The sequence below is a fragment of the Aeromonas sp. 30P genome (assembly GCF_051919805.1).
GTDB classification, from domain to species: Bacteria; Pseudomonadota; Gammaproteobacteria; order Enterobacterales; family Aeromonadaceae; genus Aeromonas; species Aeromonas veronii.
Window position 1 is genome coordinate 469,362 of the sequence record NZ_JBQBEA010000001.1, and the last position, 22,970, is coordinate 492,331.

General features: G+C 58.7%; 22 protein-coding genes and 1 pseudogene. 8 read left to right on the forward strand and 15 right to left on the reverse strand.

Translation table 11 applies throughout. From position 1 onward, the window contains the following. Positions 1-133: 133 nt before the first annotated feature. From pckA to ACTG2B_RS02335, 4 genes are all read right to left on the reverse strand, one after another. The gene (pckA, locus tag ACTG2B_RS02320; RefSeq protein ID WP_439995131.1) at positions 134-1,759 is read right to left on the reverse strand and encodes a phosphoenolpyruvate carboxykinase (ATP); all 1,626 of its coding nucleotides are present in this window, start codon (positions 1,757-1,759) and stop codon (positions 134-136) included. Positions 1,760-1,908: 149 nt separating this feature from the next. Beyond that, positions 1,909-2,793, reverse strand: a complete 885-nt coding sequence (gene hslO / locus ACTG2B_RS02325; RefSeq protein ID WP_439995133.1) for an Hsp33 family molecular chaperone HslO — start codon at positions 2,791-2,793, stop codon at positions 1,909-1,911. 77 nt (positions 2,794-2,870) lie between these two features. Then, on the reverse strand, positions 2,871-3,269 hold the full coding sequence (gene hslR, locus ACTG2B_RS02330; RefSeq protein WP_162511743.1) for a ribosome-associated heat shock protein Hsp15: 399 nt from the start codon (positions 3,267-3,269) through the stop codon (positions 2,871-2,873). Between the two features lie 256 nt (positions 3,270-3,525). Beyond that, complete coding sequence (locus ACTG2B_RS02335; protein WP_005340143.1) at positions 3,526-3,906, reverse strand: hypothetical protein; 381 nt, start codon at positions 3,904-3,906, stop codon at positions 3,526-3,528. Positions 3,907-4,091: 185 nt separating this feature from the next. On the opposite strand from ACTG2B_RS02335, the gene ACTG2B_RS02340 reads away from it, so the two are divergent. Both ACTG2B_RS02340 and ydiK read left to right on the forward strand, forming a co-directional pair. Further along, a complete protein-coding gene (locus ACTG2B_RS02340; protein WP_439995135.1) occupies positions 4,092-5,489 on the forward strand; it encodes a bifunctional NUDIX hydrolase/phosphatase PAP2 family protein in 1,398 nt (465 codons plus the stop codon). After that, positions 5,486-6,571, forward strand: a complete 1,086-nt coding sequence (gene ydiK / locus ACTG2B_RS02345) for an AI-2E family transporter YdiK (RefSeq protein ID WP_270905362.1) — start codon at positions 5,486-5,488, stop codon at positions 6,569-6,571. The genes ACTG2B_RS02340 and ydiK overlap by 4 nt, the downstream gene beginning before the upstream one ends. Positions 6,572-6,826: 255 nt before the next feature. Here the strand turns inward: ydiK and ACTG2B_RS02350 are convergent, their stop codons facing one another. Next, positions 6,827-7,816: a hypothetical protein gene (locus ACTG2B_RS02350; RefSeq protein ID WP_279488772.1), complete on the reverse strand. Its 990-nt coding sequence runs from the start codon at positions 7,814-7,816 to the stop codon at positions 6,827-6,829. A gap of 445 nt (positions 7,817-8,261) precedes the next feature. Between ACTG2B_RS02350 and dhaR the strand changes: the two are divergent. Then, positions 8,262-10,164 (forward strand): annotated as a pseudogene (gene dhaR, locus ACTG2B_RS02355) (dihydroxyacetone kinase operon transcriptional regulator DhaR). Between the two features lie 95 nt (positions 10,165-10,259). On the opposite strand, the gene ACTG2B_RS02360 reads toward dhaR, so the two are convergent. From ACTG2B_RS02360 to ACTG2B_RS02395, 8 genes are all read right to left on the reverse strand, one after another. Continuing rightward, a complete protein-coding gene (locus ACTG2B_RS02360) occupies positions 10,260-11,342 on the reverse strand; it encodes a glycerol dehydrogenase (RefSeq protein WP_167557495.1) in 1,083 nt (360 codons plus the stop codon). A 131-nt stretch (positions 11,343-11,473) separates the two neighbouring features. Continuing rightward, positions 11,474-12,190, reverse strand: coding sequence for a dihydroxyacetone kinase phosphoryl donor subunit DhaM (dhaM, locus tag ACTG2B_RS02365; protein ID WP_439995137.1), 717 nt, complete (start codon positions 12,188-12,190; stop codon positions 11,474-11,476). Position 12,191: 1 nt separating this feature from the next. After that, complete coding sequence (gene dhaL / locus ACTG2B_RS02370; protein WP_439995138.1) at positions 12,192-12,821, reverse strand: dihydroxyacetone kinase subunit DhaL; 630 nt, start codon at positions 12,819-12,821, stop codon at positions 12,192-12,194. 9 nt (positions 12,822-12,830) lie between these two features. Next, positions 12,831-13,901 carry a dihydroxyacetone kinase subunit DhaK gene (gene dhaK, locus ACTG2B_RS02375; RefSeq protein ID WP_439995139.1) on the reverse strand — a complete coding sequence of 357 codons (1,071 nt, stop codon included), beginning with the start codon at positions 13,899-13,901 and terminating at the stop codon, positions 12,831-12,833. Positions 13,902-14,139: 238 nt separating this feature from the next. Then, positions 14,140-15,498, reverse strand: coding sequence for an NCS2 family permease (locus ACTG2B_RS02380; RefSeq protein WP_005355011.1), 1,359 nt, complete (start codon positions 15,496-15,498; stop codon positions 14,140-14,142). Between the two features lie 304 nt (positions 15,499-15,802). After that, complete coding sequence (gene cspE / locus ACTG2B_RS02385; RefSeq protein ID WP_005316548.1) at positions 15,803-16,015, reverse strand: transcription antiterminator/RNA stability regulator CspE; 213 nt, start codon at positions 16,013-16,015, stop codon at positions 15,803-15,805. 594 nt (positions 16,016-16,609) lie between these two features. After that, positions 16,610-16,894: a DUF3811 domain-containing protein gene (yjbD, locus tag ACTG2B_RS02390; RefSeq protein ID WP_005340165.1), complete on the reverse strand. Its 285-nt coding sequence runs from the start codon at positions 16,892-16,894 to the stop codon at positions 16,610-16,612. A 146-nt stretch (positions 16,895-17,040) separates the two neighbouring features. Further along, complete coding sequence (locus tag ACTG2B_RS02395) at positions 17,041-17,943, reverse strand: cation diffusion facilitator family transporter (RefSeq protein WP_439995140.1); 903 nt, start codon at positions 17,941-17,943, stop codon at positions 17,041-17,043. 463 nt (positions 17,944-18,406) lie between these two features. Here ACTG2B_RS02395 and ACTG2B_RS02400 point away from each other — a divergent pair, with 463 nt between their 5' ends. Further along, on the forward strand, positions 18,407-18,529 hold the full coding sequence (locus ACTG2B_RS02400) for a hypothetical protein (protein ID WP_005306071.1): 123 nt from the start codon (positions 18,407-18,409) through the stop codon (positions 18,527-18,529). A gap of 72 nt (positions 18,530-18,601) precedes the next feature. Here the strand turns inward: ACTG2B_RS02400 and ACTG2B_RS02405 are convergent, their stop codons facing one another. Both ACTG2B_RS02405 and ACTG2B_RS02410 read right to left on the reverse strand, forming a co-directional pair. Further along, positions 18,602-19,345 carry a substrate-binding periplasmic protein gene (locus ACTG2B_RS02405; protein WP_103251932.1) on the reverse strand — a complete coding sequence of 248 codons (744 nt, stop codon included), beginning with the start codon at positions 19,343-19,345 and terminating at the stop codon, positions 18,602-18,604. Between the two features lie 149 nt (positions 19,346-19,494). Continuing rightward, complete coding sequence (locus tag ACTG2B_RS02410; protein WP_069529269.1) at positions 19,495-20,082, reverse strand: single-stranded DNA-binding protein; 588 nt, start codon at positions 20,080-20,082, stop codon at positions 19,495-19,497. A 426-nt stretch (positions 20,083-20,508) separates the two neighbouring features. Between ACTG2B_RS02410 and ACTG2B_RS02415 the strand changes: the two genes are divergently transcribed. Genes ACTG2B_RS02415 through ACTG2B_RS02430 form a run of 4 tightly spaced genes read left to right on the forward strand, consistent with a single transcriptional unit; the run spans position 20,509 to position 22,859 of the window. Beyond that, entirely contained in the window at positions 20,509-21,156 is a 648-nt protein-coding gene (locus ACTG2B_RS02415) for a LuxR C-terminal-related transcriptional regulator (protein ID WP_064339305.1), read from the forward strand. Then, on the forward strand, positions 21,156-21,599 hold the full coding sequence (locus tag ACTG2B_RS02420; protein WP_201958546.1) for a curli production assembly/transport protein CsgE: 444 nt from the start codon (positions 21,156-21,158) through the stop codon (positions 21,597-21,599). Before ACTG2B_RS02415 ends, ACTG2B_RS02420 begins: the two co-directional genes overlap by 1 nt. Before the next feature lie 11 nt (positions 21,600-21,610). After that, the gene (locus tag ACTG2B_RS02425) at positions 21,611-22,012 is read left to right on the forward strand and encodes a curli assembly protein CsgF (RefSeq protein WP_019445195.1); all 402 of its coding nucleotides are present in this window, start codon (positions 21,611-21,613) and stop codon (positions 22,010-22,012) included. A 7-nt stretch (positions 22,013-22,019) separates the two neighbouring features. Further along, positions 22,020-22,859, forward strand: a complete 840-nt coding sequence (locus tag ACTG2B_RS02430; RefSeq protein WP_005355003.1) for a CsgG/HfaB family protein — start codon at positions 22,020-22,022, stop codon at positions 22,857-22,859. The last annotated feature ends 111 nt before the right edge of the window (positions 22,860-22,970 follow it).

Below are 22,970 nucleotides of genomic sequence, written 5' to 3' on the forward strand. Positions count from 1 at the left end.
CCTGTCACAACAGGCAAAGGCAAGGTTTTGGCCCCTTTAACGGGGGCGATGGCGGCGTTCGGGGCTCCACAAAAACAAAAATGCCGGTCAGCGTGGCTGACCGGCATGGTGTCACTGATACGAAGCGAGCCTGTTACAGCTGCGGGCCTGCCGCAACCAGACGTTTGCCTTCGTCGTTATCGGTGAAGCGCTCGAAGTTCTTGATGAAACGGCCTGCCAGATCGACGGCCTTGGCATCCCACTCGGCCTTGTCGGCGTAAGTGTCGCGCGGGTCGAGGATCGCCGGGTTCACATCGTGCAGCGCGGTCGGGATCTCCAGATTGAAGATCGGCAGCACCTTGGTCTCGGCCTTCTCGATGGAGCCATCCAGGATGGCGTCGATGATGGCGCGGGTATCCTTGATGGAGATGCGCTTGCCGGTGCCGTTCCAGCCGGTGTTGACCAGATAGGCCTCTGCCCCTGCCGCTTCCATCCGTTTCACCAGCTCCTGACCGTACTTGGTCGGGTGCAGGGAGAGGAAGGCTGCGCCGAAGCAGGAGGAGAAGGTCGGAGTCGGCTCTGTGATGCCGCGCTCGGTACCGGCCAGTTTGGCGGTGAAGCCAGACAGGAAGTGGTACTTGGTCTGCTCCTTGGTCAGCTTGGAAACCGGGGGCAGCACGCCGAAGGCGTCGGCAGTCAGGAAGATCACCTTGGTGGCGTGACCTGCCTTGGAGACCGGCTTGACGATGTTGTCGATGTGATAGATGGGGTAGGAGACGCGGGTGTTCTCGGTCTTGGTGCCATCATCGAAGTCGATGGTGCCATCGGCAGCAACGGTCACGTTCTCCAGCAGCGCATCGCGACGGATGGCGTGGTAGATGTCCGGCTCGGCCTCTTCGGAGAGCTTGATGGTCTTGGCGTAGCAGCCCCCTTCGAAGTTGAACACGCCGTGGTCATCCCAGCCGTGCTCGTCATCGCCGATCAGCTGACGCTTGGGATCGGTGGAGAGGGTGGTCTTGCCGGTGCCGGAGAGGCCGAAGAAGATGGCGACGTCGCCGTCCTGACCCACGTTGGCGGAGCAGTGCATGGAGGCAATGCCGCGCAGGGGCAGGAAGTAGTTCATCATGGAGAACATGCCCTTCTTCATCTCGCCACCGTACCAGGTGCCACCGATGAGCTGCATCTTCTCGGTCATGTTGAAGGCAACGAAGTTCTCGGAGTTGAGACCCTGCTCCTTCCAGTTCGGGTTGGTGCACTTGGCACCGTTCATCACCACGAAGTCAGGCTTGAAGGTTTTCAGCTCTTCATCGCTCGGACGGATGAACATGTTTTTCACGAAGTGTGCCTGCCAGGCCACCTCGGTGATGATGCGCACGGCCAGGCGGGTATCCGGGTTGGCACCGCAGAAACCGTCGACCACAAACAGGCGCTTGCCGGAGAGCTGTTTGGTGACCAGCCCTTTCAGATGTGACCACACTTCAGGGGTAATGGCTTTGTTATCGTTTTTACCCTGGTCAGACCACCACACAGTATCCTGGGTAGTGGCATCTTTGACGATATATTTATCTTTCGGGGAGCGACCGGTGAAGATACCGGTGTTTACGTTGACGGCGCCCAGTTCGGTCACCACACCGCGCTCGAACCCTTCCAGGTCAGGGCGTGTCTCTTCGGCGAAAAGCTGCTCGTAAGAGGGGTTGCGAACGATTTCTTGGCTGTTTTTGATGCCGTACTGGTCCAGTCCTAATTGTTGGGCCAGGGTGGGTTCTGCCACGATTGTCATTGTATTCTCCTGGGTTCAGAGGTTGGTAGGGTTCTATCTGACGGTCATCCTATCACTTAGGTGGTAGAGTTTAGCGATCGCCATCAAACTTTATAAAATAGGGTATTTTTTTGTTATTAAAGTTAAAGGCGGGTTTTGCCCGCCTTTAATTAGTGTAACTGGTTTGCATCATTGCCGGGAGCCCTGCTGAACAGGGTTTCGACATCGATCCCATTAAATTGGTACTGGGCGCCGCAATAATCACAGTGCATGTCGATCTTGCCGAGCTCCTGCACCATCTCCATGACCTCTTCCTTTTCTATCTGCAACAGGGCCCCTTCGCAGCGCTCGCGGGAGCAGGTGCAGCGGAACTCGACCGCCTGCGGATCGAACACCCGCACCTTGTCCTGATTGTAGAGACGGTAGAGGATCTCTTCTGCCTGCAGGCCGAACAGCTCTTCATCCTTGATGGTGCTGGTGAGCTGGGTCAGGTGATCGAAGTCGTTGCTGTGATCCTCGCTCTGGGCGGGCAGCTCCTGCAGCATGATGCCGGCAGCACGCGGCGCACCTTCGTGATAGCCGGTGCGGATCCACAGCTTGGTGGCCAGCTGTTCGGAGCGGGCGAAGTAGTGCTCTAGGCAGCCCGCCAGAGTATCGGCGTCCAGCGCGATGATGCCCTGATAGCGCTCGCCCTGTTCCGGGGTGATGGTGATGATCAGCTGGCCGTTGCCAATCAGGCCCTGCAGCTTGCCATCGCTCGGCAGCTCGCCTTCATAGCGTGCCACGCCACGCAGCTGCTGGTTGTTGTCGCCGTTGATGACGGCCAGACGCACCGGGCCATCGCCCTGCAGTTGCACCGTGATGGAGCCTTCAAACTTGAGGGTGGCGGTCAGCAGGCTGGTGGCGACCAGCAGCTCGCCCAGCAGTTTTTGCACCTGCACCGGGTAGTTCTGGGCTTCCACCACGTGGCGGTAGGTGTGATCCAGCTGGACCAGCTCGCCACGCACTTCGTACTCTTCAAACAGATAGCGATACAGCAGATCTTGGTTGCTCATCATGTATTCCTGGCTTTTCGGTGAGGTAAATCGGGCGGGCTGGGGTTGATGCCAGCCCGGTATCAAATCGGGGTCGGTCAGTACTGTTTGACCTTGAGCAACTGGCGTCGCTCCTGCTTGTCGGGGCGGCGCTCGGGGCTGGGGGCAAACTGGCTATTGAAGCGGCGCGCCTCGCTGTTCTCGGCCCGTTTTTTCAGGCTCTCGGCGGTCTCTTCATAGAGCTGCTGGGCCAGCGGGGCCGATTTGCGCTGCTCGCTTATGGCCAGCACCCGCACTTCGCGTTCGTCCTGCCCCTGCCAGAAGCGGATTAGTGCCCCCACTTCCACCTGTTTGCCCGGTTTGCTGCGCTGACCATTGTAGTGCACCTTGCCCCCGTCTATCTGATCCCGCGCAATGGAGCGGGTCTTGTAGAAACGGGCTGCCCACAACCACTTGTCGAGACGAACCTCGAGGGCACTTTCTGCATGATTGGGCATGAACAGGCTCCATAACGGGGAAAAGAGGTGGTCGATTATACCAGAGCACGGGGTCGGGATAGAAACCGGGCCGCCGCCGCGCGGGGCGCAAACCATGTCAAGGTGATGCAACATATGGGCAGTTTGCTGATTCACAAGGGAAAGCCGCTGCTTTATCGGGTATCCATGGGGGGTGGGAAGGGCCTTCATACCGCGCATATAAAGCTGCCGCCCCGGTTGGGGGCGGCAGCGTTCACATCCGTTGACCACGGCTCAGTCAGAAGTGATCGTGCTGATCCGGCTTCTTCTGGTCGTGGGGGCCTTCGCTGTGGGCGATGGCGGTGCGGATCAGGTCAACCCCGGCGCGGATAATCAGCACCCCCATGTTGACCAGCTTGACGCAGACCCACATGAAGGTGATGAGCAGGATCAGCTTGAGCACGGTCTGGAACGCTTCCAGGAAGTTCTGCTCCAGCTGGGCGGTCAGGCCGTTGGCGCTGGTCATCAGCCAGGTGTAGACCTCGCGCACGAACGGGATGCGGCTTGGCATCTCCAGCACGTCCAGTGCGGCAGGGAGCGCCTGGAAGATGACGATGCTGCCGAACAGGATCAAAATGACACCGATGGCGATGCCGAGGAAAAAGCCGAACTGTCTCATGGAGGGCTCCAGCATTTGCTGCATGAAATTGAAGATAGCCGCCAATAGTAGGGAGTGCCCTGCTTCATCGCAATCTTCCGTGCACCGCCAGCGCGGCGGGAACGGCGGCGATCCGGCCGCTACCGTTGCCCAACTATCTGATTTCTGGGAGGCTTGTCGCCATTGTGCATAGGGAAAGCAAATTGATGTCGAGAACCCTCTTTTTACTCTTGCTGGCGCTGTTTGCCTCTCTGCCAGCCCTGAGCGCCGAACCGGCGGCACCGACGGCACCGACGGCAGCGGCCTGCGCCATCCGCCATCAGGATCAACTGCTGCTGGTGCAGGATCGCATCTCCTCCCGCTACAGTCTGAGCGGTGGCTATATCGATGGCGGTGAGAGTCCGCAGCAGGCGGCACTGCGCGAACTCTATGAAGAGACCGGCTTGCGGGGGGAGGTGGTGCAGGAGTTGGGCCGCTGGCAGCGGGCGCTTATCTTCGCTTGTCGCACGCTGGAGCCTATCGTCGCGCAGCAAGATTCCGATTTTGTCTCGCTGCTGAAAGCTCCCAATCTGGGCGGGGAGATCCTTAACGCCCGGCTGATCGCCATCGACCAGCTGCCCCGCGAGCAGCGCCGTTTCCCGGATCAGCTCGACTGGTTGCAATCCCGGCTTGATCAGGTGCCCGAGAGCGAGATGCTCTGGCAGGCTGATTTCGTGGCGCAGGGCAATGCGCTGCATCAGGTCGAGATCCCGCTGATGATGCGCCTGCAGCAGTGGCTGGGGCCCGATGTCTGGTGGCTGTCGGTCAGCAATCTGTTTGGTTCAGGCGGCTTTCAGCTTGCCCTGATACCTTTGCTGCTCCCGCTGCTGGGGTGGCCGCGACTGCGCCAGTTGCTGTTCGCCATGCTCTGGCTTGGCTTGCTGGTGCAGGCGAGCAAGGAGGGGATCGGCTTGCCGCGCCCCTTCCATCTGCAACCGCTGCTGGCAACCCAGAGCGCGCAAGGTTTTGGCATGCCGAGCGGCCATACCGCCTCGGCCCTGCTGTTCTGGGGGGCGCTGCTTGGCTGGCTCTGGCCGACCCACCGCTGGCGGGCGTTCTCGCTGGCCCTGTTGCTGGCGCTCACCACAGGTCTGGCGCGGGTCTGGCTCGGGGTGCACTTTATCTCCGACGTGGCGGTGGGGCTGCTGATTGGCGCCTTGCTGCTGGCGGTTCGTCCCTGCTGGCGTGCCGACAGGCAGTCGGCGGCTTGGCTGCTGCTGATTGCATCTGCGCTGGCGCTCGGGGGCCTGACCCAATCGGCCCATCTGGCCAGGATCGGGCTGGCGGCTCTCGGACTCTGGGTTGGCGGTTTGCTTACCCTGACCCGCGGCGGTTATCCCCCCATTGTGGCCGGCGCGGTCACGCTGGCGGGGGGCGCGGTGATAGGGGCGGGGCTCTGGGCGCTGCCGCTGCTGACCAGCAGTTCGCTGGCTATCCTGCTTGGTCAGTTTGTGCTCTTTTTCGGGCTGGGGCTCTGGTTGAGCGCTGGCCTCTGGTGGATACTATCTCTCTTGAAACAAGACTCTAGACCCAGGGGCGGATGCCCTGACAGGGAAACCTTATGAACATGAAAAAAGTGGATTTGGCCAAGATAACCCTGGGGGTGCTGTTTCTCAGCATCCTGATTATTTCCTGTTTCCTGGTGTTGCAGCCCTTCCTGCCTGCGCTGGTGTGGGCCACCATGATCACCATCGCCACCTGGCCGCTGATGCTGATGGTGCAGCGCCTGTTGTGGGGCAAGCGCACCCTGGCGGCCCTATTTATGACGCTGGTGCTGCTGTTGATGTTTGTCATCCCGCTCTTTATGACGCTGGCCAATGTGGCGGAGAAGGCGCCCATGCTGATCGAGCTGGGTACCCATATCAGCCAGTCACCGCCGCCGGAGCTGCTCTGGCTGCAACAGATCCCGCTGGTGGGCGACAAGCTCTATGACTTCTGGCAGCAAATTCTGGCGAGCGGTGGTCAGGTGCTGTTTGCCAAGCTGGCCCCCTATTTCGGTCAGACCGCCCGCTGGCTGGCCTCTCAGGCCGGTAATCTTGGCTTGCTGTTCGTTCACTTCCTGCTGACGGTCGGTATCTGCGGTGTGCTCTATCACTCGGGTGAAGTGGTGGCGACCGGCATTCGCCGCTTTGCCCACCGGCTGGCGGGTCAGCGTGGTGACAATGCCACCGTGCTCGCTTCACAGGCGATCCGTGCCGTGGCGATGGGGGTGGTGGTGACTGCGCTGGTGCAATCCTCAGTGGCCGGTGTCGGCCTGCTGATTGCCGGTATCCCCTACGCCATGGTGCTGGTGGTGGTGATGTTCCTGCTGATCGTCGCCCAGATCGGCCCCTTCCCGGTGCTGTTGGCCTGTATCGGCTACCTCTACTGGAGCGGTGACACCACCTGGGGCACCTTCCTGCTGGTGTGGTCACTGATTGCGGGCACCATGGACAACTTCCTGCGCCCCTTCCTGATCAAGCGGGGCGCCGACCTGCCGCTCATCCTCATTCTGGTGGGGGTAATCGGTGGCTTGCTGACCATGGGGATCATCGGCCTCTTTATCGGCCCGGTCGTGTTGGCGGTGGGCTACACCCTGCTGGATGCCTGGATCAAGGAAGATGACCAACCGGCGACTGCTGCGGTTGAAGCGCCCAAGGCCGAGTGATGATTCGGTAACAAGACGATTCAGCCATCCATTGCTGATACCAAGAGCCGCCCATAAGGGCGGCTCTGTGCTTTATTACCGTCCCATGTAGGTTCGATTAGCGAAGCGTAATCGGACGATCGAGATGCAGTGGTTCCGGTTGTCTTCATTAATCAGCGGCATCTGGCAGAGGGGAAATGAGAGTCGCCGTTATCGCGGGGAATTCGATTTACGCGAACGTCCGATTACGCCTTGCGGCTAATTGAACCTGCGGGCTCATTTCAGCTTTTTTCGTAGTGAATCGGCTTTCCGCTTTACACCGATCTTTGGATTGATCAGCAGCGCCTCATCGAAGGCTGCAATTGCAGCTTCGTTATTTTGCAAGAACTCATGGGCTAACCCTTGAATCTTGAGTGCGAGGGCCTTCCAGTTTTGATTTTTTTCAGCTCCGAGCGAAAGAGCTCTAATGGCTGCTTCAAGCGCTGCGTTGGCAAGTTGATCGTTAAGTTCGGGAGCCTTAACAATCTCTTCAGCAGCCAACAAAACTACGTCATACCTATCGCTCCGTAGCCGAGCTGCATCGAATTTTTCTGAATCAATGAATCTCCCCAGAATGTCGTAGTAAAACGTCCCAATCTTGTTTACTACAACACCAACTTTCGGAATGTCCTCGATAAACTTGTAACTGTCAGCCCAGCCGGTGGGAGGATGTATGGAAAACAACTCGATGGCCTTTTCCACATCAAATGCAGTAAGTCGATTTCCATCTTCGCCCTTTGGAGAATTGGCGGTTTGGCAGACTGCAAAGCAACCAGTATCGGATATGGTGCTGTTATATATGTTGGCTTCGAACTTCCTCTTAATTAGTTCACGTCCGGCTGAAGACATAACGTAGAACGTTCCAGATAGTGCGTTCCCGAAGTGCCAGTCTTCAATGGCGAAGTTACCATTATCTGCAACACTGCCCGAGTTGGGACGCTCCAAATTCCCCTGCAACTCAAATTTGTCTTGCGTAACGTTATAGAGAATATATCGTCCGTGACCGCTTTCTCGATGGCCACCTCTATGATTTTGAGCATCGCTATCACTCCAGCATATTACCCACTCGCCGGATTGTGATTTGCTGAATGGTCCAAAGAAGTTTAATGACGGTATTTCAACAAATTTGTCGTGAAAGGAAATTACCTTTGGTGACTCAGACTGAGAAGGTGATCGTGCCACCTCTTTAGTCTTTCTGCCTCGAAAGAGAAAACTGAACAAGCTCATTAAATCCTCTAGCAATGATTATATGGAAGGCTGGCCAAAAGTGATAACAGATCCTTTATATAACTCCAAATCGCACAAATGGTTGCCACGAAAACATATTTTAAATAAGAAGGTTGCTGAACTTTCTCGAAGATAGAGCATATTCGCTCAAAGTATTTTTTGGGTTCTATTTTTTGCTACTGAGCAAAAATACACTTTTGGGGCGGCAACGGAAAGCGCTATCCGGTCTCCTCTTCATAAACAAGTCAGTAGTGTGATCGGAGGCTATATATCAAAAAATCGAAGGAGTGCCGCGCCTTCTGCTACTGGCTCGGCCAGCAATTTGCTGACGGCGAACCCGACCGGGAGGAAGGCGGGGTTGCCACCCTCTGAGGCAGGTCACTGAATCGGGGGCGCTGGCATGGTTAAATGGTCGGCTCACATCTTGCCGGATATTGCTGTGACCATGCCATCTGACCTTCAGCCGCTGCTCGCTTGGCCCGACTATCTGCAGGCATCCTGGCTGCGCTGCGCCCACCAGACCAGTGCCACCCTCTGGCATCCGCCCCACAGCGCCAAGGGGCAGACCTTGCAGAGCCTGCGCCAGCGCAAGCGCGACCTGCTCACCACCGGCGAGATGGCCCTCGAAGATCTCTACGAATTTATGGAGGGGCGCCCCTGCGCCCTGCTGCTCACAGACGAGAGCGGCTGCCTGCTGGCCCAGACCGGCCACCCCGACACCCAGCGCGAGCTGGCAGCGCTGGGGTTTGGCCCCGGTGCCTTTTTCAGCGAGGGGCGCATCGGCACCAATGCCATCAATCTGGCGGCGCTGGAGGGAGTGCCGCTCTGCGTCAGCGGCCCCCAGCACTTCAACCATACCCTCCACCCGTGGCACAGCTGCGCCAGCCCGGTCTACAACAGCAATGGCCGTCAGGTCGCCATCATCGCTTTGATCTGCAAGGTGGAGGAGGCGAGCGCCGGCGATCTGGCGCTCACCGTCAGCGCCGGGCGCGAGCTGGCCCATCTGCTGCAGATGGAGACCCTGATGCAGGAGTCCCAGCACCACCTGAGCGAACTTTATGCCTTGCTCGATGGCATGGATGACGGCGTGCTGGCCTGGGATCCGCAGGGGCGACTGCGCTACCTCAATGCGCTGGCGGCACAACGGCTGCGGCTCGATCCGGCGCTCTGTCTCGGCCAGCCGCTGGAGCAGCACCTGTTGCTGCCCCAGCGGTTGCAGCTGGCCATCAAGGGGCAGACGCCGCTCAGCCATGTGGAGGTTACGCTGGAGCGGCTCGGCGCGCAGGAGGGGGAGTTCATCAATGCGCTGGTGAGCCTCAAGCCGCTACCGGGGCCGGAGGGGGTCAGCTTTATCGCCCTGCTGCACCCGGTCGATCGGCTGCGGGCCATTCACCAGCTGCGTCAGACGGTGCCCGAGCTGTCGGCGCTGGTGGGCGAATCGAGCGCCATGCGCAAGCTGCTGCGCTATGCCCGGCAGGCGGCCCAGAGTCAGGGGCCGATCCTGCTGCGCGGCGAGGAGGAGGTGGGCAAGGCCCAGCTGGCGGAGGCGATCCACTTTGGCAGCGAGCGGGCTGCCGGGCCGCTCATTACCCTTAACTGCAAGGCGCTGCCGAGCGAGCGGATGGCGCTGGAGCTGATGGGCTCCGACGAGGCGGGGCAGGAGCGGGCGGGCAAGTTCGAGCTGGCCCACGGCGGCACCCTAGTGCTGGAGCAGGTGGAGTGTCTCTCTGCCCCCATGCAGGCGGCGCTGCTGCAACTGCTCAAGACTGGTCGCATTCAGCGCTTCGATTCGGCCCGCATTCTGCCACTCAAGGTGCGGATCATCGCCACCAGCAGCTCCCCGCTGGAGCAGCTGGTGCAGGAGGGGCTGTTTGGCCGCCAGCTGCTCTATGCCTTGCAGGCGTGCGAGCTGTGGCTGCCGGGGCTGCGGAAGCGCGCGGCCGATCTGCCGGGCCTTATCAGCCAGCAGTTGGCGGCGCAGGGGCGCGAGCCGGTACGCCAGTTCAGTCCGGCGGCCCTCGATTGTCTGCTCGCCTATCCCTGGCCCGGCAATCTGGGGGAGCTGCGCAGCGCCGTTGAGCATGCGCTGCTTCATGCCGGTCTGGGTCCGATCCCGCCCGAGGCGCTGCCCGCCGCCATTCGCCACGGTTATCAGCAGGTGGCGGACGAGGTGGTGGGGCAGCCGCTGCTCACCCTGGCGGAGCTGGAGCGGCAGGCCATTTTGCGCTGCGCTCACGCCTGCAAGGGGCAGGTGAGCCAGATGGCCCAGCATCTTGGCATCAGCCGCACCACCCTGTGGCGGCGGCTGAAACTGCTCGAGATCGATCCCGCCCGACTATCACGGCTGATAGTTAATCAGGCTGTTGTGAACCGGCCCGTAGAAAATGAAACGGCCCCGCAGTTGCGGGGCCGTTTTTATATGGCAAGGTCAGCGGTGGTGCAGTTACAGCCCCAGCTGATGGGCGGTGACGATGGCTGCCAGCACATCCTCGGCGGTGACCTTGAACGGCATATTGTGGATGGTCTCGCCCTCGGCGGTGGAGGCTTTGGCCACCTCCATAAGGCGCGCCATATCCAGCTCCTTGACCCCCATCATATGCAGGTTGGTCGGCAGGCCCACCGAGCGGCAGAAGGCCAGCACGGTTTCGATCTCCGCCATCGGGGCATTCTCCAGCACCAGCTGCACCAGGGTACCGAACGCCACTTTCTCACCGTGGTAGAGGTGGTGGCACTCGGCCAGCTGGGTCAGGCCGTTGTGGATGGCATGGGCGGCGGCCAGACCGCTGCTCTCGAAGCCGATACCGCTCAGATAGGTGTTGGCCTCGATGATGTTCTCCACCGCCTTGGTGCAGAGCCCCTGCTCCACCGCCAGCTTGGCCTTGTAGCCGTCGGCCAGCAGAGTCTTGTAGCAGAGCTCGGCGATGGCTTGCGCCGCCAGCGTGGAGGCGCCACCGGCCATGGTCTGGCAACCGGAAACCTTGTTGGCGCGCGCCTCGAAGTAGGTGGAGAGCGCATCCCCCATGCCGGAGACCAGCAGCCGCACTGGAGCGCGGGAGACCACGCCGGTATCCATGATGACCATATTGGGGTTGGTCGGGATCATCAGGTATTCGCTGAATTGCCCTTCCGGGGTGTAGATGACCGCCAGCGCGCTGGTGGGGGCATCAGTGGAGGCTATGGTCGGCACTATGACCACCGGCACCTTCTGGTAGAAGGCGACCGACTTGGCGGTATCCAGCGTTTTGCCGCCGCCGATGCCGATGATGACGTCAAACGGGGTCTGCTGGCAGCGGGCCAGCAGGCGGTCGATCTCGGGGCGGGAGCACTCGCCATTGAAGCAGTCGAACTCCGGCTTGATGCCTGCGCCATGGAAGCTGGTGGCCACGGTATCGCCCACCAGCTTGGTGACGAAGGCGTCAGCCAGGATCAGCGGCTTGCTACCGAGCGCTTTGACGTAGTTGCCGATATTGGCGAGGGCCCCGTTGCCTTGTACGTATTTGCTGGGGCTGATGATAATGCGGTCCATATTCTATCCCTCTCTCTTTACTAATTAAGAATCGGGGCGAAGGGGCGGCTGTGCCGAGACTCCTTCGTCTTGAATGAAGCTGCACAGGCTCAGCGAGCGAGTGCAGCCCCTTGAAACAGTGGTGTGCGGCGTCAGTCGCCAAAGCGCTCGGCGGCCAGCTGCTGGAAGCAGGTCAGTGCGGCGTTGGCATCCTCGCCGCGCGCCAGCAGGGTGAGCTGGTCGCCCTGACGCACGTTGAGCATGGCGAGCCGGGTCAGGCTGCGGGGGTTGGTCTCTTTGTCCCCCTTTTGCAGCTTGAGTTCAGCTGCAAAGGGTTTGAGGGCGGCCACCAGTCGGGCGGCGGGGCGCACATGCAGGCCGTGGGGGTTATCCACCACCACTTCGCAGCGCAGCCAGCCGTCGTCGGCAACGGGGGCTGTCTCGGTGGCGGCCTGCGCCGCGCTGGCAGGCAGCATCGCCTGTTTCGGACCCAGCGCGCCGAGCGCCTCGGCGGCCACCTCGTCCAGCGTCAGGCCGGAACCGGCCGCCACCACGGCGGCCAGAGTACCTTCGACCAGCGGGGCCGGACAGAGCCGCACCCTCGCGCTTAACTCGGGGGGCAGCAGTTCGAGGGCGGTCTCGGCGCTGAGCAGAGCGCTGCCCAAGTCCATCAGCACCAGCACGCCGCTGCCGTCATCCGCTTCTTCAATCGCACTCATCACCGCGATGGCATCGGTGCCTATGGGGTGGTCGGGGTCATCGACCCCGGCCGCCAGCAGCAATCGGGCCGGGCTGCCGAGCTGGTCGGCCAGCGCTTTCAAACCGGCCGCCAACATGGCGCTGTGAGAGACAACTACGATTCCGATCATGTCACAACCTCGCTCTGTCACGCAGGGCGGTCAGCAGCAGCAGGGTCGAGGTGGCCCCGGCATCCTGATGGCCGATGCTGCGCTCGCCAAGATAGCTGGCGCGCCCCTTGCGGGCCTGCATCTGGATGGTGGCCTCGGTACCGGCCGCGGCGGCTGCCACCGCCTTGTCCAGCGCTTCATTGAGCGGCAACTCTTGCTGCTGCGCCTGTTGCAGGGCGGCCAGTGCTGGCCACCAGGCATCGCACATGGTCTTGTCGCCCGGCTCGGCACGGCCGCGGGAGACGATCCCCTCCACCCCGTCGCTTAGCATTTTGCACAGCTGGCTGAGGCTCAGGCTCTGGCAGGCGTCGGTGCTGGCTGCCGCCCGGATAAAGAAGGTGCCGTAGAGCGGGCCGCTGGCGCCGCCGACCGAGGAGAGCAATGTCATGCCGGTGGTTTTCAGTACCTGACCGATATCCTTGTCCGCCACTGCGGGCAGTTTCTCGGCCACTTTGGCGAAGCCGCGCTGCATATTGAGGCCGTGGTCACCGTCGCCGATGTCGGTATCCAGGGCGGTGAGGTAGTCACGCTGCTCGGTAAAAATGTGTTCGCAGTCGAGCAGCCAGTTGACGATGTGATGCTTGTTTAACATGGGTTCTCCTTAGCAGCCACGACGCAGGGCGGGGGTGTGAACGGGGGCATCCCACAGGGTCATCAGCTCATCATCCACCTTGAGCAATGTGATGGAGATGCCGGTCATGTCGAGGGAGGTGCAGTAGGGGCCAATGAGGTTGCGCACCAGATGGATGCCCGCCTCTTCGCACAGAGTGGCAAGGCGACCATAGACGCCATAGAGCTCGGAGATGGGGGTACCGCCCAGGCTGTTGACCAGTGCGATGACTCGATCGCCTTTGTTGAGCGGTTCGATAAAGGTGTGCTCTTCCTGCCAGCTGCCGCTGGTGCGATCCCAGTGGCGCAGGGTGCGGCCATAGGGGGTATTGTCAGCAAGCTCGCTGAACATGTCGTCCACCAGGGTATTGAGGTCGGTGAAGGGGCGGCGCTCGATGCCCGGCTCGCCGTGGATACCGACGCCGAACTCCATCTCGTTGTCCGCCAGGGTGAAGGAGGGCTTGCCCGCGGCAGGCACGGTGCAGGCATGCATTGCCACGCCTATGGTGCGGCTCTGGTTGTTGATGCGACGGGCCAGCGCCTCGCAGCGCGCCAGATCGTAGCCCGCCTCGGCGGCGGCACCGACCAGCTTCTCGCACAGCACTGTCGTGGCAACCCCACGGCGACCGGCGGTGTAGAGGCTGTCTTTGACCGCCACGTCGTCATCGATCAGGGCGAAGCCCACCTTGACCCCATCGCCGTGCAGCAGCTCGACCGCAGTCTCGAAGTTGAGCACGTCGCCGGTGTAGTTCTTCACCAAAAATAGTACGCCCGCGCCGCCATCAACGGCCTGACCGCACTCGTACATCTGATCCGGCGTCGGAGAGGTAAAAATCTCGCCGGGGCAGGCGCCATCCAGCATCCCTTTGCCCACCAGACCACCGTGCATCGGCTCGTGGCCGCTGCCACCGCCGGAGACCAGCGCAACCTTGCCCATCACGGGGGAGTTGGCGCGGGTGATGTAGTGGGGTTCGATACGTACCTTGAGCTCGGGGTGGGCGGCTGCCATCCCCATCAGTTGTTCACGGACCACGGCATCGACGGCATTGATCAGTTTCTTCATGGCTCACTCCTTGGCTTGCCACCGCACGGGTGGGCAAATGGTTGATGGAGCCAGTCTAACGACAGAAAAAGGGATAAAAATGACGGCCTGTTTGGTTCGGATTTGAAACAGCATAAGGGGGTTCGGCGTTTCAATCTGAAACAGGGCAGGGCAAGCGGGCGGGAAACTGTTAGCTGACTCACAGCCATGAAAAAGGGCCCCGCAGGGCCCTTCGCTATAACCGGAATGTGTGGACGGGTTAGATGGCCCAGCCACCGGCATAGAAGACCACCAGCGCCAAGGCGATGATGACGGTGCCGACGTTCAGCTTCTTCCACTCGGCAGCGAAGATGCGGCCAACGACCAGCGCCACGAAGCCCAGCATGATGCCGGTCACGATGTTGCAGGTCAGTACGATGAAGACGGCGCACAGCATGCCGGAGAGGGCATCGACCGAGTCGCTGAAGTCCAGCTTGGTGACGTTGCCCAGCATCAGCAGACCGACATACATCAGCGCCGGTGCGGTGGCGTAAGCCGGTACCAGATAGCTGAGCGGGGAGAGGAAGATCATCAGCAGGAACAGCACGCCGACCAGCGCTGCGGTCAGACCGGTCTTGCCACCGGCCGCGGTGCCTGCGGCGGATTCGATGTAGACGGCAGCCGGAGCACCACCTACGGCACCTGCCACCATGCTGCTGACGGAGTCGGCAGTCAGGGCCTTGCCGCCGCTGATGATGTGGCCACGTTCGTTGATGAGGCCAGCCTGACCGGCCACGGCACGGATGGTGCCGGTGGCGTCAAACACGGCGGTCATCACCAGTGCCAGTACGGTCGGAATGACCACCGGATTGAGGGCGCCCAGCAGATCCATGCTGCCTACCAGCGAGCCCTTCTCACCAGTCAGGCTCGGCATGGCGAAGAAGCCCTGCCAGGTCACTTTCGGGTCGAAGATAAGGCCGAGGATGGAGATGGCGATGATCACCATCAGGATGCCGCCCGGCACCTTGCGACGCTCCAGACCGAAGATGGCAGCCAGACCCAGCACCGTCATGATGACCGGGAAGGCGGTCACTTCACCCAGTTGAACCGGCAGACCGGCCCCTTCGTTCTTGATCACCATGCCAACGCCGTTGGTGGCGATCAGCAGCAGGAACAGACCGATACCGATGCCGGTTCCGTGAGCGATGCCGGAGGGGAGGTTATCCAGGATCCACTGGCGCACGCCGGTGACGCTGATCAGGGTAAACAGCACACCCATCAGGAAGATGGCACCCAGGGCGACTGGAATGCTCAGTCCCTGACCCAGTACCAGACTGAAGGCGGTAAAGGCGGTGAGGGAAATCGCGCAACCGATAGCCATCGGCAGCTTGGCCCACAGCCCCATCAGCAGGGAGCCGAAGGCGGCGATCAAACAGGTGGCCACAAACACCGGGCCCTGCTCAAAGCCGGCAGCACCCAGCATGTTCGGCACCACTATGATGCTGTAGACCATCGCCAGGAAGGTGGTCAGCCCCGCGACCAGCTCCTGACGCACGCTGCTGCCGCGCGCAGAAATGGAAAAATAAGAGTCCAGAAAGCCGCCTGTCCCTGTTTGGGCGGCCATATCTTGCTTTGCCATAACTAATCCTGAAAGTGTGAAGGAAATCGTTTGCGTTGGTGGCGCGCAAAATAGCAAGAATTCGCGGCAAATACAGCGGATAACCTGACTTTTTCGTCACTATTTTACATTTTGAGTCCATTCGGAGCTCATTGTAAGACTCAAGCGGTGAGAGCGTGTAAGGCAGGGATCAAGTGGTTGGGAAGGGTAGGTCTGTGAGGAAAAAGCGGGGAAAAACAAAAAACCCGCCGAAGCGGGTTTTTTTAAATTCTTGCAGAGCTGTCAGCAGTTGGCATGAGCCATCAGCAGCATGCTCCGGCTTGAATTACAGACCAACTACGTTGGCAGCAGCCGGGCCTTTCTGGCCTTGCTCGATGGTGAACTCAACGCGCTGACCTTCGTCCAGGGTTTTGAAGCTGGTGGACTGGATAGCTGAGAAGTGTACGAACACGTCTTTGCTGCCGTCAGCCGGGGAGATGAAACCAAAACCTTTCTCAGCGTTGAAGAACTTAACGGTACCAGTCATTTTGTTAGACATAATAATTTCCTTAAATAGTGTTGAATGCCACCTAAATGGCAATTTTTGATTTTTCGTCAGCAATACGTATGGGGAGCACTAAAGAAGGAGAATTATTTGATAAGAATTATCCGAGGATAACGCTTATGCTAATCACTGCTTTACTAAAATGACTGCCTAACATAATCAGGTCTGAACTGCCGAACCATCGAGAAAGATTAAAACACGCTCTCATTTTTAAAGCAAACTTTATCTCGATATTAATGTTTTGTAACAGCCAAAAATATCATTTTTTATAGTAAACATGATGCATTTCAACGGCATAGAAAAATCAACAAGGACTCATATCACCCTGTAGCAAACCAGATTCGGCATTTTTGTCCTGACTATGTAGCCAGTTCTGGCAAAAAATATGAGAAAAAATGAAAAGGTGGCGAGAGACGGGGATTGTCAGTTGGCGTTTTCTCTAACTCACAATGTAAATCACTTCTTTGCTGCTGCGATTAGCTTCTGAGTTGCAAATCAATGGCAGCGCCAAATCTGGCTCATCGAGCATCGCCCAGACATGCAAACGCCCGCAGGCACAAGTGCCTGCGGGCGTTTTGCAAGAAGGGATCAGCGCTTGCTGCGAAACTTGTTGCTGACCGAATCAATCCAGCTGAAGGTTTCCGGCAGTACCTGATTCTTGGCGCGCTCTTTGGCTTTCTCGCGAGCCAGCTTGGAGGCAGCCTTGGCCGCTTCGGCGCGATCCGCCACAATTTTCAGGCGACCCTCTTCGCGGATCTTGTTCCGCTCTCCGTTGGTCAGCTGGTGGTCTGCATTGGCTTGTGCCTTTTGCAATAACAAGGCTATCTCGGCTTTTTCGGCCTCGGTCAGATCTTTCATTTCCAGCTTTTTCACGGCGCGCTCCTGCGGCAGGGTGGTTAGACACCCTAACACAGTTGTGCCGATCACTTCTTATGCAATCGGCTTTCCGGTAGTAAAAATGCGGGTTTGTGCCAACTTTCCGTTATTTCGCTGCCACTTTCCCGCCTGTTTGCCACATTTCAATTTATGGTGAGCGGTGAGGGCAGCTCTTGTTCCTCCGGCTCGACGTGGATCAGCACGATGGCGTGGGGCAACTGCGCCATGATGGCGTGTTCGATGCGATCACAGATATCGTGGGCTTCACCGATGCTCATCTCCGGGGGCAGGGTGAGATGGAAGTCGATATGGCGGCGACGACCGGCACGACGGCTGCGCAGATCGTGAAAACCGCTGGCGGCAGGGCAGCATTCGGTGATGATGCGACTGGTCATCGCCAGCTCTTCCGGGCTCATGCTCTGGTCTATCAGCGGCTGGAAGGCCTCGTTGAGCATGCTGATGGCCTCTCTGACAATAAAGATGGCGACCGCAATGGCGACCAGCGGGTCGAGGATGGCGAGTGAATGGCCGAACAGACCGGCCAGCCAGATCCCGCCAAGACCGGCGGCGACCCCGGCGGAGGTGAGCACATCCGCCTTGAGATGAAGCGCATCGGCAGCCAGCGCGACCGACTCCTCCTCTCGGGCCACCTTGTAGAGGTAGGCAGAGACGCCGCTGTTGACCAGCGCCGAGATCACCATCACCAGCACGCCCCAGCCAATGCTTTCAATCGGGCTGGGGGTGATCAGCTTGTCGACAGCTTCGAAAATGATCCAGCCTGCGGCCAGCAAGATAAGCAGTGCTTCGATGACGCCGGAGACGTTTTCAATCTTGTCGTGGCCATAGGGGTGGCGTTCATCAGGCGGGAGATCGGACTTTTTCACCGCGAACAAGGCGATCAGGGCCGCCACCAGATCCATGGCGGAGTGGATCGCCTCCGAGATGATACTGACCGAGCCGCTGGCGAACCCGGCCACCATTTTCATGATGATCAGACTGATATTGGAGCAGACCGACACCATGGCGGCTCTGGTTTTTCTGTTCATGTACAGCTCCCTGAATAAAAACGGATATTTCGGTGCGGCGCGCATTATATCCGGCTGACCGGAAATAACCTATTCGGTGTTGTAACCTGATGTTTCCGATGATATTGCGAATGCTGATTAAAATGGTGGCCTCTTGAGCGGCAATAAATAATGAGAGGGATTTATATTTATCCGTGAAAATATCCAGGTAACGATGGCTTAATATAAGTGTGACAACATTTAATAATGCGAATTACTCTTTTTTGGTCTTTCCTGTTGAGGTCGTTTGGCCTCCCCTCTCAAGGGGCTGCGCGCGACATCTTTTGGACGAGAATGAGGCTGGATCCGGATGCCGCTGGAGGGTATGCTGGGTCTGGTGATGGTCTTGCACCATCCCACCAAGCGTACTGAAGTTGATGATTCGGATGGCATGCTGGCTCCCATGAGGAACCAACTGTCTGGGTAACATTTTTGGAGTTTGATGATGAGTAACAAAGAACATCACAACGGCAAAGATGCCAAGAAAAAACCGCAGATGTCACTGAAAGAGAAACGCGAAGCCAAACGTCAGAAAGCAGAACTGAAAAACGGCAGCGCAATGAAGTAACGCTCCCCTACTGCTGTTCCTTCGGAGCCAGTACAAAGCCAGCCCTTACCGGCTGGCTTTTATGTTTGTGGCTCACGGCGTGGCACCGTAAGCCGCGAAAATCTGGTGATAACGACCATCCTGACGCATCGCCTCAAGGCGCTTATCAAACAGATTGCGTGCATCGGCCGTTCGGAAGGCAAAGTGATAGACGGTGGGCGGGAAGAGGTCTGCTTGCCTGACCTGATTGCGCTCGTAGTGCTCGCCTGCCTGGGCGGTGGCGATCAGCTGGTCGAGGTAGTAGTAGAACACCCGCTCCTCCAGTACGACTGCATCCACCCTGCCGCGCATCAGCTGATGTACCTGCACCTGCTGCTTGGCTACCTCCTCATAGTGGGGATTCTGGTTGGCCATGGTGGCGAACGCGCCCCCCAGAATGATCCTTGCCCGTTGAAAGGCGGTAACCCGTTTTGAATGCAGGTCGTCCAGAGTATTGATGTGGGTGCTGCGCAGGGTGAAGATCCGGTTATGGAAGGTGATAACGGGCTGGGTCAGAACGTGAGGATCCACCATACCGGGTCTGACGTTGATGATGGCATCCAGCTTTCCTGACTCGAACAGGCGGAAGGTGCGCTCCAGCGGCAGAAATTCAAAGCTGGGCTCATAGCCGCTGCCAGCGAACGCCTCTTTCAGCAGATCCAGCTCAATGCCGCGATTCTCGCCTTCGATGACATAAGGGGGGATGGCAAAGCTGACCCCGACCTTGAGTGGCTTTGCCTGCAACTGGCCGGAGAGCATGCTGGTCAGCATTAGCAATAAAGGGGTGAGCAGTTTCATTGCACTTTTCACAAAGCGCTCCTGTGGAGAATATCCATCACTGTAGGGGAGGCAACCAAAAAGCGTTATATCCCTTTCGGGCTGAGAGGTTCAGCCTGAGTGCATAAAAAAAGACCCTGAGTTATCAGGGCCTTTTCAATATTCTGTTCTTAGAACGGGATATCGTCGTCGAAATCCATCGGCGGCTCGTTATATACCGGCGGTGCAGATTGCGGCTGCTGGGCAGGACGGCCATAACCGCCTTGCGGCTGCATGCTCTGCTGCGGAGCTGGTGCCGGGCGCTGCTGATTCATCGGCTGCTGGGCAGGCATGCTCTGCTGTGGCTGACCCCAGTTACCCTGGGATTGGCCACCCATGTTCTGGCCCATACCCTGACCGCCTTGCGGACGGCCACCCAGCATCTGCATCACGCCAGTGAAGCTGTCGACCAGCACTTCAGTGGTGTAGCGCTCCTGGCCGCTCTGATCTTGCCATTTGCGGGTTTGCAGTTTGCCTTCCACATAGACCTGGGAGCCCTTCTTCAGGTACTCGCCAGCCACTTCGGCCAGCTTGCCCATGAAGACGACGCGGTGCCATTCGGTACGCTCTTTCTGCTCACCGGTTTGCTTGTCGCGCCAGGTTTCGGAGGTAGCCAGAGTAATGTTGGTCACAGCACCGCCACTCGGCATGTAGCGTACTTCCGGGTCTTGCCCGAGGTTACCGATCAGAATGACTTTATTGATGCCTCGACTGGCCATAATCTCTCTTCCACCTTATTTACCGGCCAGGTCGAAACCTGGTCCAACACGACTAGATACCTGATTAGTTGCTGTGTGCGGGGCGCAATGTCCCGCAGACGCATGTGACGGTCATAGTAACAGTTGCGAAGCGGATTGGCAGCATCCTTAACCGGCTTGATGTGCCAAAGGTAACTGTTGGCTCCTGCTGCAGTGATGGTCGGGTTGCAGCTGTTTCCGGCGCGTCCGGCATCACATTTCTGCCATATATTCCTGTTATCCTGGCCGATTGGCGAATTGGAATCGGCTTTTAAATCGACTAAAAACATATGGTTACGATATTTATGAGATCCATTCTCATACTTTTTTAATATTGTGCTCCCATACCTCCTTGGTAGACTCAGTCGGCCAGATTAGGTGGTTTACAGGTTCAAGGAAGAGCACACAATGAAAGCCGCATGCCCGATCGCACTGGTCACTGAAAATAATGTGCAGGCCAGCACATTTGCTGCATACCTCATCACTCATTTGAGCCGTCCCGTCCAGCTCATCCACGAGATTAATCAGCTAGATAACCAGTGTGACGGCACGCTGTTTCTCATCGATCTCGACTATATCCGCTCCGGCCAGTCACTGGGCTGGAACCGGGCGATCTCCGAACGCTTTGGCATGGCGACCACTGTGCTGCTCAATGCTCCCACTGCGACGGATCGCGACCTGCTGCTGATGTGGCCGCAGATCTGCGGTCTGTTTTTCCGTCAGGATCCGCTCGACAGACTGGTTGCCGGGTTGCAGAAAATCCTGCTGGGCGAGTACTGGATGCCGCGCCACCTGCTGTGCGAGCTGGTCGAATACTATCGCCAGGGCAACAGTTATCTGCTGCGCAACGACACCCTGCTGACAGCCAGAGAGCAGGAGATCATCCGTTATCTGATGACGGGCGCCTCCAATGTCGAGATCGCCGACAGCCTGTTTGTCAGCGAGCACACCGTCAAATCCCACCTCTATAACGTCTTTAAAAAGCTGAATGTGAAGAACCGGATCCAGGCGGTGAGCTGGGCCAAAGAGTATCTCGATGCTCCGGACTCCCACTGATGAAAGCGCTCTCTGTAGCGTGTTGCCTCGCGCTGTTTTGGGGCTGCACGACCGTTGTGGCGGCCGAGGCCGATGCACCGCTGGAGTCGGTACAGCCGGAGCAGGAGAGTGATCGGCTGGATGTGGATGGTCTGGTGCTGGATCGCACTTTTACCCGTTTCGGTCAGGGCTTTTATAACGAATTTACCCGATTGCGCAGCGATGAAGACCCGGATGCCAGAGAAAATCTGACGATTCATGAGCGCCCGACAGCTCGCTGGGGCAGCCTGATCTGGATCACCCACAACCGGAAGGTGATTTTTAAAACCGCGCTCTCTCCCGGCCGCAATCAGCAGGAGCAGAGCGCCAAACTGGCTTGGTCACAGGTCAGGCAGACCCTCGAACAGCAGAAGATCGCGACCCTGTTCATGGATACCTTCGATTTGGAACATGATGAACTATAAGGATATTTCTCATGCGTGCCCGGTTATGGCTAGTTGCAGCCCTGATAGCGCCAACGCTCCATGCGTCGGAGCTTGTCTATCGCCCCGTCAACCCCAGCTTTGGGGGTAACCCTCTCAACAGCAGTCATCTGCTTGGCACCGCCAATGCGCAGAATGATTACAAGGATCCCGCCAGTGGCAGCGGTAGCAGCGGCACCTCGGCGCTGGATCGCCTGACCTCCAACCTGCAATCCCGCCTGATCAGCCAACTGCTGGCCGATATCGGCAAGGATGGCAGCCAGAGCGGCAGTCTGGTGACCGATGATTTTGCCATCAATGTGGTGGATGAAGATGGCACTCTGGTGGTTTCGATCACCGACCGGGTGACCAACCAGACCACCATGATCGAAGTGAATGGCCTGATTGCCGACTGAGGGCGCGATGAAACGACAACTGTTATTGATAGTGCCCCTGCTTGCGCTGGCTGGCTGTGCGACCCATATCGGCTCGCCCGTTGCCGATGAGAAGGCAACCCTGATGCCGCGATCCGTCTCTTACAAGGAGCTGATCAGTCTGCCCAAGCCAAAAGGGAAAATTGTCGCGGCTGTATACGATTTTCGCGACCAGACCGGTCAGTACCTGCCTGCACCGGCGTCCAACTTCTCCACGGCGGTCACCCAGGGTGGGGTCGCCATGCTGAGTACGGCTTTGTGGGATTCCCAATGGTTTGTGCCGCTGGAGCGGGAAGGGCTGCAGAACCTGCTGACCGAACGCAAGATTGTGCGGGCGGCCCAGAACAAGCCCAACGTTCCCGGCAACAATGCCAATCAACTGCCCTCGCTGGTCGCCGCCAACATCCTGATCGAGGGAGGGATCGTCGCCTATGACAGCAATGTGCGAACCGGCGGGGCGGGGGCCAAGTATTTTGGCATCGGTGCCAGCGGGGAGTATCGGGTCGATCAGGTGACGGTCAATCTGCGCGCCGTCGATATCCGTTCAGGCCGGATCCTGAACAGTGTCACCACCTCCAAGACCGTATTGTCGCAACAGGTGCAGGCCGGGGTATTCCGTTTCGTCGAGTACAAGCGCCTGCTGGAGGCCGAGGCCGGTTTCAGCACCAATGAACCGGTACAGATGTGTGTCATGTCGGCTATCGAGTCCGGGGTGATCCGGCTGATAGCCAATGGCGTGCGGGACAATCTGTGGCAACTGGCTGACCAGCGGGATATCGACAATCCGATCCTGCAGGAGTACCTGCAAGACAATGCCCCGCTACTTTGAGTTTTCCCGCTCGTGCAATGCCCTCCCTGGTGGAGGGCATTTTTTTGGCCTCCATCGAATACGAATTAAGACTTTCTGCTCAGCGACAGGGCGGCGCTTTTCATCCTCGAA

Excerpts from the sequence above, each read along its gene's own strand:
- ACTG2B_RS02380 (WP_005355011.1), bottom strand. The coding sequence starts at position 15,498 with ATGGCAAAGCAAGATATGGCCGCCCAAACAGGGACAGGCGGCTTTCTG.
- ACTG2B_RS02415 (WP_064339305.1), top strand. The coding sequence starts at position 20,509 with ATGAAAGCCGCATGCCCGATCGCACTGGTCACTGAAAATAATGTGCAG.
- cspE (WP_005316548.1), bottom strand. The coding sequence starts at position 16,015 with ATGTCTAACAAAATGACTGGTACCGTTAAGTTCTTCAACGCTGAGAAA.
- dhaM (WP_439995137.1), bottom strand. The coding sequence starts at position 12,190 with ATGATCGGAATCGTAGTTGTCTCTCACAGCGCCATGTTGGCGGCCGGT.
- ACTG2B_RS02335 (WP_005340143.1), bottom strand. The coding sequence starts at position 3,906 with ATGAGACAGTTCGGCTTTTTCCTCGGCATCGCCATCGGTGTCATTTTG.
- ACTG2B_RS02410 (WP_069529269.1), bottom strand. The coding sequence starts at position 20,082 with ATGGCCAGTCGAGGCATCAATAAAGTCATTCTGATCGGTAACCTCGGG.
- hslO (WP_439995133.1), bottom strand. The coding sequence starts at position 2,793 with ATGAGCAACCAAGATCTGCTGTATCGCTATCTGTTTGAAGAGTACGAA.
- pckA (WP_439995131.1), bottom strand. The coding sequence starts at position 1,759 with ATGACAATCGTGGCAGAACCCACCCTGGCCCAACAATTAGGACTGGAC.
- ACTG2B_RS02400 (WP_005306071.1), top strand. The coding sequence starts at position 18,407 with ATGAGTAACAAAGAACATCACAACGGCAAAGATGCCAAGAAAAAACCG.
- ydiK (WP_270905362.1), top strand. The coding sequence starts at position 5,486 with ATGAACATGAAAAAAGTGGATTTGGCCAAGATAACCCTGGGGGTGCTG.
- ACTG2B_RS02350 (WP_279488772.1), bottom strand. The coding sequence starts at position 7,816 with ATGAGCTTGTTCAGTTTTCTCTTTCGAGGCAGAAAGACTAAAGAGGTG.
- dhaL (WP_439995138.1), bottom strand. The coding sequence starts at position 12,821 with ATGTTAAACAAGCATCACATCGTCAACTGGCTGCTCGACTGCGAACAC.
- ACTG2B_RS02405 (WP_103251932.1), bottom strand. The coding sequence starts at position 19,345 with ATGAAACTGCTCACCCCTTTATTGCTAATGCTGACCAGCATGCTCTCC.
- ACTG2B_RS02395 (WP_439995140.1), bottom strand. The coding sequence starts at position 17,943 with ATGAACAGAAAAACCAGAGCCGCCATGGTGTCGGTCTGCTCCAATATC.
- ACTG2B_RS02425 (WP_019445195.1), top strand. The coding sequence starts at position 21,611 with ATGCGTGCCCGGTTATGGCTAGTTGCAGCCCTGATAGCGCCAACGCTC.
- ACTG2B_RS02420 (WP_201958546.1), top strand. The coding sequence starts at position 21,156 with ATGAAAGCGCTCTCTGTAGCGTGTTGCCTCGCGCTGTTTTGGGGCTGC.
- ACTG2B_RS02360 (WP_167557495.1), bottom strand. The coding sequence starts at position 11,342 with ATGGACCGCATTATCATCAGCCCCAGCAAATACGTACAAGGCAACGGG.
- dhaK (WP_439995139.1), bottom strand. The coding sequence starts at position 13,901 with ATGAAGAAACTGATCAATGCCGTCGATGCCGTGGTCCGTGAACAACTG.
- ACTG2B_RS02430 (WP_005355003.1), top strand. The coding sequence starts at position 22,020 with ATGAAACGACAACTGTTATTGATAGTGCCCCTGCTTGCGCTGGCTGGC.
- ACTG2B_RS02340 (WP_439995135.1), top strand. The coding sequence starts at position 4,092 with ATGTCGAGAACCCTCTTTTTACTCTTGCTGGCGCTGTTTGCCTCTCTG.
- hslR (WP_162511743.1), bottom strand. The coding sequence starts at position 3,269 with ATGCCCAATCATGCAGAAAGTGCCCTCGAGGTTCGTCTCGACAAGTGG.